Raw genomic sequence first — 12,592 nt, forward strand, 5'->3', positions numbered from 1 at the left:
CTACACCGAGGTTTTGGTTCGTAGCCGCCGGCTCAGGCTCGTCACGGTGGGCGAATCGAACACGCTGCGCACCGTGAGGCCGGCGTCCGTGCTGTTGTTGATGGCCGCGATGAGGCGCATGGCCGAAATGCTGTCGCCGCCAAGGTCGAAGAACGATTCGTCGGCCCCGACCCGCTCGACGCCGAGCACGTGCGCGTAGATGTCGGCCAGCAGCTGCTCGGTGGCGTTGGCCGGGGCGCGGTATTCGCCGCCGCTGTATTCGGGTGCCGGGAGGGCGCGCGTGTCGAGCTTGCCGTTCGGTGTCAGCGGCAGCGCGTCGAGTTCCACCACGGCCGCCGGAACCATGTAGTCCGGCAGACGCTGCGCCAGCGCGGTGCGCGCCTCGGCCGGGTCGGCGGTCCCGGTCACATAGCCGACGAGGCGTTTGTCGCCGGGGCGATCCTCGCGCGCGATCACCACCGCCTGCTCCACGTCGTCCAGCCTCGCCAGTGCGGCCCGGACCTCACCGAGCTCGATGCGGTAGCCGCGGATCTTGACCTGCTCGTCGGCGCGACCCACGTAGCTCAGCTGCCCGTCGTCGCCCCAGCAGACCAGGTCCCCGGTGCGATACATCCGTGTTCCGGGCGCACCGGAGAACGGGCAGGCCACGAACCGCGACGCGGTCAGCCCGGCCCGCCCGACGTACCCGGCCGCCACGCCGGAGCCGGCCACGTACAGCTCGCCGACCACGCCGGGCGGCACCGGACGCAACCAGCCGTCGAGCACGAACAGCGCGGCCCCGGGCACCGGGGAGCCGATGGGGGGCGTCCCCGATATCAGCGGCGCGCTGATCGACACGCACATCGTCGTCTCCGTCGGGCCGTAGGCGTTGACCATCGTCCGCCCGGGCGCCCACCGGTCCACCACCTCGGCCGGACAGGCCTCGCCGGCCATCACCAACGCCACCGACTCCAGCCCCTCCGGCGACAACATCGCCACCGCCGACGGGGTCTGCGTGAGCACGCTGACCTCCTCGCCGATCAGCAAGGCGCGCAGGCCTTCCGGCGAGCGCGCCACCGACTCGGGCACCACGACCAGCCGGCCGCCGCGCAGCAGCGCGCCGAAGATCTCCCACACCGACACGTCGAAGGCGTACGAATGACTTTGCGTCCATACCCCCGGGCGCGGCAGGCCGGCATCCAGTGATGCCAGCAGCCGGGTCACGCTGCCGTGGGTGACGGCAACACCCTTGGGGGTGCCGGTGGTGCCCGACGTGTAGATCAGGTAGGCGATGTCGTCCGCGCCGTCCGCCGCGGGTGCCGGCAACGGCGTGGGCGGGCGGGTGGTGATCTCGGGGTCCTCGATGTCGATGACGCTCAGGTCTCGTGCGTCCAGCCGGGACCGCAAACCCGCGGTGGTGACCGCGGCGACCGGCGCGGCATCGGAGAGCATGAACCTGATCCGGGTCGCCGGCGCAGCCGGATCGATCGGCAGGTAGGCCGCCCCCGTCTTGAGCACCGCCAGGATCGCGGTGATGGCCTCCGCGGACCGCGAAAACAGCAGCGCCACAGACTCTCCCGGGCCCGCGCCGTGGCCGGCCAGCAGGTGCGCCAACCGGTTGGCGGCCTCGTCGAGCTCGCTGTAGCTCATGGACAGGTCTCCCCAGCTGATGGCCACCGCGTCCGGCCGGCGCGCCACCTGTTCGGCGAACAACGCCGGGATCGACGGCGGCGCGGGCATCGGTCGGGTCAGCGCCGCGCGGTTGCCGATCTCGTCGAGGTGGGCGTGCTCCCGCGCGTCGAGCAGATCCACCGATGACAGCGGCCGGCTCTGGTCGGCGGTCATCGCGATCAGGACCCGCCGCATCCGCTCGCTCAGCGCGTCGATGGTCTGCGCGTCGAAGACGTCGGTGTCGTACTCGACGCGGAAGCCCAGCTCGTCGCCCGACGGGGCGGCCTGCATCGTCAGCGGGTAGTGGTTGTATTCGCGGACGCTGGCGTCGGTCAGGGCGAGCTCGTCGCCCCCCGACAATGCGCCGGTGTCGATCGGGTAGTTCTCGTAGGCGAACAGCGTGTCGAACAGCTTGTCCTGACCGGTGATTCGGTGCATCTCGCTCAGCGCGAGGTGCTGGTGCTCCAGCGTGTGGTTGTGGGCGCCCTGCAGCTGGTCGATCAGGTCCGCGGCGGTGGTCGCCGCCGCGATGTTCGCCCGCACCGGGATCGTGTTGATCAGCAGGCCTACCATCGATTCGGCGCCGGCCAGCTCGGCCGGCCTGCCCGACACCGTCGTGCCGAACGCGACATCGTGGTGGCCGGTCACCCAGCGCAACAGTTGCGCCCAGGCCGCCTGCAGCACGCTGCTGACGGTCGCGTGGCGCGAGCGCGCCAACTCGGTGAGCGCGCGCGTCGTCTCGGCGGACACCCCGAACGACCTGACGCCGCGGGCGCCCAGGCCCGGCCGCTCCGGCGGCCCGACCAGCGTTGGGACGTCGAAACCGGCCAGCACGTCGCTCCAGGCCGCGCGGGCGGCGTCGAGGTCGCGATCGGCCAGCCAGGTGATGAAGCTGCGGTAGGGCGCGGCGGCCGGCAGTCGCCGGCCGAAGTAGCTGCCGAAGATCTCCCCCAGCATGATCGGCAGGGACCAGCCGTCGAGCACGATGTGGTGGATGGTCAGCACCAGCCGGTGCCGGTCCGGCGCGGTGCGGATCAGGGCCACGCGGAGGGGCGGCTGGTCGGCCAGCTCGTAGACCGCGCAGCGCTCGTCGGCGCACAGCCGTCGCATGTCCGCGTCGTCGATGTTCTGGCCGCCGCTGAGATCCAGGTGGCGCCAAGCGATTTCGGGATCGGCCGGGATGATCTGCACCGGTTCGTCGAACTGTTGACTGAAGCGCGCCACCAGGTTCGGATGCCGGGTGACCAGCGTGCGCATCGCGTCGCGCAGGCGCCGGGCGTCAAGCGAACCCGTCACCGTGAAATCGAGCTGCACCGCATACGGATGGTCGTCGTTGCCGTGCGCGATGCCGGCGTGGAACAGCAGCCCCTGCTGCAGCGGACTCAGCGGCAGCACGTCGGCGATCCGGTACTGGCGCTGCAGCTCGTCGAGCTGCGCTTGGGTCAGGGGCGCCGGCGCGACGTCCGACGGGGTCAACCCGCCGCCACCGGAGCGGACATGGGCGCAGATGCCGGCCAGGGCGTCGAACCACAGCCGGCTCAGCCGGGTGACCTGCTCCCGATCGAGCGCGGATGGCGCCCAGGTCCAGTCGGCGTGCAGGCGCGGCCCCGCGTCGGTGTCGACGGTGACGGCGTTGACGGCCACCGTGTGCATCAGCGGCATCGGAATCGCCGATGCCACGGAGCTGACCGACGAGCCGTCCGGGCTGATGCGCCAACCATCGCCGGCCTGCGCCGCTACTGCGGTGGCCATCCGCCCGAAGTAGTTGAACCCGATCGGCGGGTCGGAGCCGTCGAGGGCGGTGTCGTCGTTGAGGTAGCGCAGCAGCCCGTAGGTCAGGGCGTCGGGCGTTGCCCTGAGCTGCTCCTTGGCGTCCTTGATCACCGGGCCCAGCGCCGCGCCGCCGACGACCACCTGAGCCAACGACGGTCCGCCGACCGCCAGCGCCACCGGGTATTTGGTGGTGAACCAGCCGACGGTGCGGGACAGGTCGATGTCGCGGCCCAGCTCCTCGTGCCGCCCGTGGCCCTCGACGTCGATGCCGACGGGTTTCTTGTCGGTGCCCAGGAACTCGGCTAGGGCCAGGGCGTAGGCGATCAACAGGATGTCGTGGATTCCGGCGTGGAACGCCGCGGGCACCTCGCCGAGCAGCATCCGGGTGGTCTCGGCGTCCAGCTCCGCGCTCAGGTGCCCGGCGCTGGCGTAGGTATCGATGTCGGGTCGCACCGGGGGCAGCGCGGCAGGGGTGGCCGCCACCCGGCGCCAGGCCTCGGCCTGGGCGACCACTTTCGGGTGGTGGGCGTGCTCGGCCAGCAGCTGGGCCCACCGCGCGAACGACGTCCCGCCGGCCGGCAGGGCCACGGGTTGCCCGCCGCGATGCTGGGCCCAGGCGATGTTCAAGTCCTCCAACAGGATTCGCCAGGACACCCCGTCGACGGCCAGGTGGTGAACGATGACCACCAGTTGGCGGGTGGGGGCGGCCCACAGCGCGCTGAGCATGATCCCGGCGGCCGGGTTCAACCGCATCCGCGCGCCCGCCACCGCCGCCTCGGACAACTCGTCGACCGAGCGCACCAGCTCGCGGGCGTCCACCGACCCCGGCTCGGGAACCGTCAACGACCAACCCCCGGCCTCGTCGTCGTCCACGCGAAGCCGCAGCGCCCCATGCCGATCCAGCAGCGCCCACAGCAACGTCACGACGTCGGCCTCGGTGACCCCGTCGGGGGCCTGCACCAGCATCGCCTGGTTGAACTGCCCCACCGGGCCGTCCACGTCCTGCAGCCACCGCATGATCGGGGTCGCCGGCAGCCGTCCGACGCCCTCGTCGACGTCGCCGCCGCCATCGCCGGCCTCCGCGACCACCATGGCCAGCCGAGCCACGGTCTGCTCGACGAAAACGTCGCGCGGCCGACACGTCAGGCCAGCGGCGCGGGCCCGCGCCACCACCTGCATCGACAGGATGCTGTCGCCGCCCAGCTCGAAGAAGGAGTCGTCGACGCCGACGCGGTCCACGCCCAGGACCTCGGCGTAGATGCCGGCCAGGATTTCCTCGATCGCGTTGTCCGGGGCGCGATATCGATCGGCGTCGCGATACTCCGGCGCGGGCAGCGCCCGCTTGTCGAGTTTGCCGTTGGGCGTCAGCGGCAGCTTCTCCACCACGACGACGGCGGCCGGCACCATGTACGCCGGGAGGCGTTGCGTCAGCGCGTTGCGCGCCCCGGCCGGATCGGCGGTGCCGACGATGTAGCCGATGAGGCGCAAGGCAGCGGGGCGGTCCTCGCGGGCGACGACGACAGCCTGCTCCACCCCGTCGAGCCCGGCCAAAGCCGTTTGGATTTCGCCCAATTCGATGCGATAGCCGCGGACCTTGACCTGCTCGTCGGCGCGGCCCAGGTACTGCAGCTGCCCGTCGGCGCCCCAGCGCACCAGGTCGCCGGTGCGATACATGCGTTGTCCCGCCGTTCCGAAGGGGCAGGCCACGAACCGCGCAGCGGTCAACCCGCCGCGACGCATGTATCCGACGCCCACGCCGCGACCGGCGACGTACAGCTCGCCGACCACGCCGATGGGAACCGGGTGCAACCACTCGTCGAGAGCGAACAGCGCCGCCCCCGGCACCGGCGAACCGATCGGCACCACGCCGGTGCCGGTCTTCAGCGGCGCGCTGACCGCCGCATAGATCGTGGCTTCCGTCGGGCCGTAGGCATTCAGCATCACCCGTCCGGGTGCCCACCGGTCGACCAGCTCGGCCGGGCAGGCCTCGCCGGCCACCATCAAGGTCGCGTCGCCCAACCCGTCGGGTGACAACATGCCCGCGGCGGAGGGGGTTTGGGTGATCATGCCGACCCGCTCGGCGGCCAGCAGGGCGCGAAGGTCTTCCGGTGAGTGCGCCACGTCTTCGGGGACCACGACCAGGCGCCCACCGTGCAGCAGCGGGGCGAAGATCTCCCAGGCCGAGACGTCGAAGACCAGCGAATGGGTTTGCGACCACACCCCGCTCGACGGCAGGCCCGCGCCCAGTGTTTTCAGTAGCTCGGTCGCGTTCTGGTGGGTGATGGCCACCCCCTTGGGCGTCCCCGTGGTGCCCGAGGTGTAGATCAGGTAGGCGAGATCATCCGGGGCCGGTACCGGTAGCGCCGTGTCGGGTTGGGTGTCGAGGCCGGGATCACCGACGTCGACGACCGCAACGCCGCACCCGTCGAGCTTTTCGGTCAGCGAGGCGGTGGTGACCGCGGCGGCCGGTTCGGCGTCGGCCAGCATGAACTCGATTCGCACCGCCGGCAGCGCGGGATCGATCGGCAGGTAGGCCGCCCCGGTCTTCAGGACGGCAAAAATCGCGGCGATGGCCTCGGCTGAGCGCGAAAACAGCAGCGCCACAACCTGTCCCGGGCCCGCGCCGCGGCCGGCCAATTCGTGCGCCAACCGGTTCGACGCCTCGTCCAGCTCCCGGTACGTCAGCGACCGGCCGTCGCACACCAGCGCAACCGCATCCGGGGTGCGGGCGACCTGCTCGGCGAATAGCGCCGGGATGGACGCCTGCGCGCCCGCCGGCCGGGTCAGCACGGCCCGGTTGCCGAACTCGTCCAGCCGCGCGCGCTCGGGCTCGTCGAGCAGGTCCACCGCCGACACCGACTGCGCGGGATCGGCCGTCATCGCCGTCAGCACCCGCCGCAATCGCTCCGCCAACGTTTCGATGCTGCTTGCTTCGAACACATCGGTGCGGAACTCCACCCTGCCGCCGATCCCGGCCGGCTCGCCGGCATCGTTCCAGCGCTCGGCCAGGGAGAACGTCAAATCCATGCGGGCGGACTGCGTTTCGAGCGGCAGCGGCACGGCCCGCAGATCGCCCAGGCCCAGGCCGGCGGCGGGGCCGCTGGTGTGCCCCGGCAGGTTCTGCCAGGCCAGCATGACCTGCACCAGCGGGTGATGGGTCAGGCTGCGGGCGGGGTTGAGCCGCTCCACCAGCACCTCGAAGGGCACGTCCTGGTGCTCGTAGGCGGCCAGGCTGCGCTGGCGCACCTGGCCCAGCAGGTCGGTGAAGCTGGGATCGCCGCCCACGTCGACGCGCAGCACCAGGGTGTTGACGAAGAATCCCACCAGCTCGTCCAGCGCGGGGTCGCGGCGACCGGCGATCGGAAAGCCAACGGCGACATCGGAGTTGGCGCCGATCTTCGACAGCAGCACCGCCAGCGCGGCCTGCACCACCATAAAGCTGGTGGCGTTGTGCTCGCGGGCCACCCGGGCCACCTGCCGCTGCAACTGCGCCGGCCAGTCCACCGCGATGGTGGCGCCGCGCTGGTCGGCGACCAGCGGGTAGGGCCGATCGGTGGGCAGCTGCACCCGCTCGGGCATCCCGGCCAGCGCGTCCTCCCAGTAGGCCAGCTGCGCGGCCAGGGGGCTCTCGCTGTCGTCGAGGTCGCCGAATTGGGCGCGCTGCCAAAGGGTGTAGTCGACGTACTGCACCGGCAGGTCGGGCCACTGCGGGGCTTGCCCGGCGCAGCGGCTGGCATAGGCCACGCCGAGGTCGCGCACCAGCGGGGTGATCGACCAACCGTCGGCGGCGATGTGATGCACCACCGCCGCCAGCACATGCTCGTCGTCGCGGATGCGGAAAAGCCGTGCCCGCAACGGGATTTCGGTGGCCAGATCGAAGGTGTGGGCGGCCGCCGCGGCGATGGCTTCGTGCAGCCGGCTTTGCGGCCACCCGGTGGCGTCGACGACGTCCCACCCGAAGTCGGCCCGCTCGACGGGAAGCACGACCTGTTGCGGTATCCCGTCGGGCGCCTCGAACAGCGTGCGCAGGGTTTCGTGACGGCCCACCACGTCCGCCAGCGCCGCTCCCAGCGCGTCGGGATCGAGTCGCCCGTCCAGCCGCAACGCGACCGCAATGTTGTAAACGGGTGAGGGCCCCTGCAATTGGTCGATGAACCAGAGCCGGTTTTGGGCGAACGACAGCGGAATCACCGCCGGCCGCTCGCCGGCCACCAGCGGCGCGAGCCCGCCCGCGCCCTCGCCGAGGCGGGGCGCCAGCTGTGCGACCGTGGGCGCCTCGAAGACGGTGCGCACCGCGAGGTCGGCGTCCATGCCGTTGTTGATGGCTCCGATCAGGCGCATGGCCGAAATGCTGTCGCCGCCAAGGTCGAAGAACGAATCGTCGACGCCGACCCTTTCGACGCCGAGCACCTCGGCGAAGATGCCGGCCAGAATCTCCTCGACGGCGTTGGTCGGGGCGCGGTATCCCGCCGCGGTGTATTCGGGCGACGGGAGCGCGCGGGTGTCGAGCTTCCCGTTGACCGTCAGCGGCAGCGCGTCGAGTCCCACCACGGCCGCCGGAACCATGTACGGGGGCAGCCGGTCGGCCAACGCGCTACGCGCCCCGGCCGGGTCGGCGCTGCCGGTGATGTAGCCGACGAGGCGTTTGTCGCCGGGCCGGTCCTCGCGGGCGATCACGACCGCCTGCTCGACGCCCTGCAGCGCGGCCAAAGCCGCTTGGATTTCGCCCAATTCGATGCGGTACCCGCGGATCTTGACCTGCTCGTCGGCGCGACCGACGTAGCGCAGCTGCCCGTCGGCGCCCCAGCGCACCAGGTCGCCGGTGCGATACATGCGCTCGCCCGGCTCTCCGAACGGGCATGCCACGAACCGCGACGCGGTCAGCCCGGCCCGGCGCACATAGCCGGACCCGACCCCGCGGCCGGCCACGTACAGTTCGCCGACCAAACCGGCCGGCACCGGGCGCAGCCACCCGTCGAGCACGAACAGCGCGGCCCCGGGCACGGGCGAGCCGATCGGCGGCGACCCGGATCCCGGCGCCAGGGGCGCGCTGATCGACGCGAAGATCGTGGTTTCGGTCGGGCCGTAGACGTTGATCATCGTCCGGCCCGGCGCCCACCGGTCCACCAGCTCGGCCGGGCAGGGCTCCGCGCCGATCGCCAGCGCCGTCGAATCGAGGCCCTGCGGCGACAACATCCGCGCCGCCGACGGCGTCTGGCTCAGGACGGTGACCCGTTCGTCGACCAGCAGCGCGTGGAAGTCCTTCGGGGAGCTGGCCACCGACTCGGGCACCACGACCAGCCGCCCGCCGTGCAGCAGCGCGCCCCAGATCTCCCACACCGAGAAGTCGAAGGCGTAGGAGTGGAACTGCGTCCACACCTGCCCCGGCGCCAACGTCAGGCCGACGTCCAGCGAGTCGAACAACCGGGTCACGTTGTGGTGGGTGACCACCACACCCTTCGGGGTGCCGGTGGTGCCCGACGTGTAGATGATGTGGGCGATGTCATCGGGCGCCGGCGCGGGAAGTTCGATGCCGGGGTCGACCTCCGGGGCGTCACCGGCATCGATGACCGGAACACCGTAACCGTCGAGCTTGTCGGCCAGATCGGCGGTGGTGATCGCGACGATCGGGTCGGCGTCGCCGAGCATGAACTCGATCCGGGCCGCCGGGTGCGCCGGGTCGATCGGCAGGTAGGCCGCCCCCGTCCTCAGCACCGCCAGGATCGCGGTGATGGCCTCGGCCGAGCGCGAAAACAGCAGTGCCACCGAGCTTCCCGGGCCCGCGCCGCGGGCGGCCAGCAGGTGCGCCAACCGGTTGGCGGCCTCGTCAAGTTCGCGGTAGGTCATCGACGTGCCGGCGCAGCCGATGGACACCGCGTCCGGCGTGCGTGCCGCCTGTTGGGCGAACAGCGCCGGAATCGATGCCGGCTTCACCGGCCGGGTCAGCGCCGCGCGGCCGGCCCACTCGTCCAGGCGGGCGCGCTCGGGTTCGTCGAGCATGTCCATCGACGACAGCCGCCGGGCCGGGTCGGCGGTCATGAATGCCAGTACCCGCCGCAACCGCTCGATCAGGGCGCCGATGGTTTCCGCGTCGAAGATGTCGCCGTCGTATTCGACGCGAAGGCGCAGCTCGTGGCCGGGCTGGGCCTGCACGGTCAGCGGGTAGTGGGTGGATTCCCGGGTGGTGATATCGGTGACGGCCAGGTCGTGGTCGCCCGACAGCGCGCCGGCGTCGATCGGATAGTTCTCGTAGGCGAACAGGGTGTCGAAAAGCCTGTCCTGACCGGTGATTCGGTGAATCTCGCTGAGGGCCAGGTGCTGGTGCTCCAGCGTGTGGTTGTGGGCGCCCTGCAGCTGGTCGAGCAGATCGGCGGTGCTGGTCGCGGCCGCGATGGTCGCCCGCACCGGCACCGTGTTGATCATCAGGCCCACCATCGTTTCCGCGCCGGCGACCTCGGCGGGCCGACCCGAGACCGTGGTGCCGAACACGACGTCGCGCTGCCCGGTCAACCCGCACAGCAGCTGCGCGAAGGCGGCCTGCAGCACGGTGTTGACGGTGGTGTGACACGAGCGCGCCAGGTCGCCGACGGCCCGGGTGAGCTCGGCCGGCAGCGCGGACGTCTCGACGCGTTGCCGCCCCGGCTCCAGCCGGTCCCGGGGGCCGACGAGCGTGGGGGCGTCGAACCCGGCGAGCACCTCGTCCCAGGCGGCGCGGGCGGCGTCGAGGTCGCGGTCGGCCAGCCAGGTTATGAAGCTGCGGTAGGGCGCCGCCGCCGGTAACCGCTGCCCGTAGTAGGCGGCGAACATCTCACCCAGCAGGATCGGCATCGACCAGCCGTCGAGCACGATGTGGTGGTTGGTCAGCACCAGCCGGTGCCGGTCGGCCGCGGTGCGGATCAGCGCCACCCGAAAGCCCGGCTGGTCGGTGAGGTCGCAGACCGCGGCGCGCTCGTCGGCGCAGAGGCGGTTCATGCGGTTGTCGGCGTCGTCGCTGATATCCAGGCAGTGCCAAGGGATCTCGGGATCGGCGGGAATGACCTGCACGGGCTCGTCGAACTGCCGGCAGAATCGGGCCACCAGGTTCGGATGCCGGGTGACCACCGCGTGCACGGCGTCGCGCAGGCGGTCGGCGTCGAGCGGGCCGGTCACGCTGATGTCCAGCTGCCCGGCGTACAGGTCGTCGCTGTCGTGCGCGGTGTTTGCGTGGAAGAGCAGCCCCTGCTGCACCGAGGTCAGGGGCAGCACGTCGGCGACGCGGCATTGCCGCTGCAGCTCGTCGAGTTGCGGCTGGGTCAGGCGCGCGGGTGCGACGTCGGACGGCGTCAGCCCGCCGCCGCCGGATCGCACGTGGGCGCAGATGCCGGCCAGGGCGTCGAACCACAACCGGCTCAGCCGGGTTACCCGCTCCTCGTCCAGCGCCGAGGGCGCCCACGTCCAACTGGCGTGCAGCTGGGGGCCGTTGTCGGTGTCGGCGGTGACGGCGTTGAGCTCCACGGTGTGCATCAGCGGCATGGGGATTGCCGCGGCCGCGGCGGTGACCGACCCGCCGCCCCGGCCGATCCGCCACAGGTCGGCGGAGAGCTCGGTCGCGCCGCCGGGACGGCCCAGGTAGTTGAACCCGATCGGCGGGTCGGTCCCGTCCAGGTCGACGTCGGGGTTCAGGTAGCGCAGCAGCCCATAGGTCAGGGCACCCGGCAGGGCGCGAAGCTGCTCCTTGGCGTCCTTGACGACGGCGCCCAGTGCGGCCTCGCCGGCCACCACCCGCGACCAGTCCAGCCCGGCCACCGCCAGCGACACGGGGAATTTGGTGGTGAACCATCCGACGGTGCGGGACAGGTCGACGTCGCGACCCAGTTCCTCGTGCCGCCCGTGTCCCTCGACGTCGATGCCGACGGGTTTCTTGTCGGTGCCCAGGAACTCCGCTAGGGCCAGGGCGTAGGCGATCAGCAGGATGTCGTGGACGCCTGCATGGAACGCCGCGGGCACCTCCCCGAGCAGCATCCGGGTCGTGTCGGCGTCCAGCTGCGCCGACAGATGCCCGGCGGTGGCGTAGGTGTCGGTTTGCGGCCGCACCGCTGGCAGCGCTGCGGGCGTGGCCGCGACCTGCCGCCACGCGTCGGCCTGCTCGACCACCACGCGGTCGTGCGCGTGCTCGCCCAGCAGCTGGGCCCACCGCGCAAACGACGTTCCGCCGGCCGGCAGCGCCACCGGTTGCCCGCCGCGATGCTGGGCCCAGGCAATATTCAAGTCCTCCAACAGGATTCGCCACGACACCCCGTCCACAGCCAGGTGGTGAATGATCACCAACAGTTGCCTTGTGGCGCCGACCCACAACGCGCTCACCATGATCCCCGCGGCCGGGTCCAACCGCATCGGCGCGCCCGCCACCGCCGCCTCGGACAGCTCGTCGACCGGGCGCACGAGATCGCGGGCGTCCACCGAGCCCGGCTCGGGCACCGTCAACAACCACCCCCCGGCGCCGTCGTCGTGCACGCGAAGCCGCAGTGCCCCATGCCGATCCAGCAAGGCCTGCAGCACCGTCATGACGTCGGCGTCGGTGACGCCCTCGGGGGCCTGCACCAGCATCGCCTGGTTGAACTGCTCAACCGGGCCGTCCACGTCCTGCAGCCACCGCATGATCGGGGTCGCCGGCAGCCGGCCGACGCCCTCGTCGATCACGTCGGATTCGCCGTCGGCCACGCCGGCCACCCGGGCCAGCCGGGCCACGGTCTGCTCGACGAAGATGTCGCGCGTCCTGCAGGTCAGGCCGGCGGCACGCGCGCGCGTGACCACCTGCATGGACGAAATGCTGTCGCCACCGAGGTCGAAGAAGGAGTCGTCGACGCCGACGCGCTCGAGCCCGAGCACCTGGGCGTAGATGCCGGCCAGGATTTCCTCGATCGCGTTGTCCGGGGCGCGATATCGATCGCCATCGCGGTACTCCGGCGCGGGCAGCGCCCGCTTGTCGAGTTTGCCGTTGGGCGTCAGCGGCAGCTCCTGCAACACCACCACCGCGGCCGGCACCATGTACGCCGGCAGCCGCTCGGCCAGCGCGGCGCGCACGCTCGCCGGGTCGGCGGTGCCGACGATGTAGCCGACGAGGCGCTTGTCCCCGGGCCGGTCCTCGCGGGCGACGACCGCCGACTGCTCCACCCCGTCGAGCCCGGCC

The 12,592-nt window shown here is 71.6% G+C and carries 1 protein-coding gene (cut by a window edge); it reads right to left on the bottom strand.

Annotated features, from left to right (window positions below):
• Positions 1–12,592 carry the 3' portion of a non-ribosomal peptide synthase/polyketide synthase gene (locus OQ968_RS11105; protein ID WP_420715887.1) on the bottom strand. Its footprint extends 17,753 nt past the window's final position, so only the last 12,592 of its 30,345 coding nucleotides appear in the window; its start codon lies off the right edge, out of view — the gene reads right to left on this strand; it ends in the stop codon at positions 1–3.

The sequence above is a fragment of the Mycobacterium sp. 663a-19 genome (assembly GCF_035616495.1).
In the GTDB taxonomy this organism is placed as follows: domain Bacteria; phylum Actinomycetota; class Actinomycetes; order Mycobacteriales; family Mycobacteriaceae; genus Mycobacterium.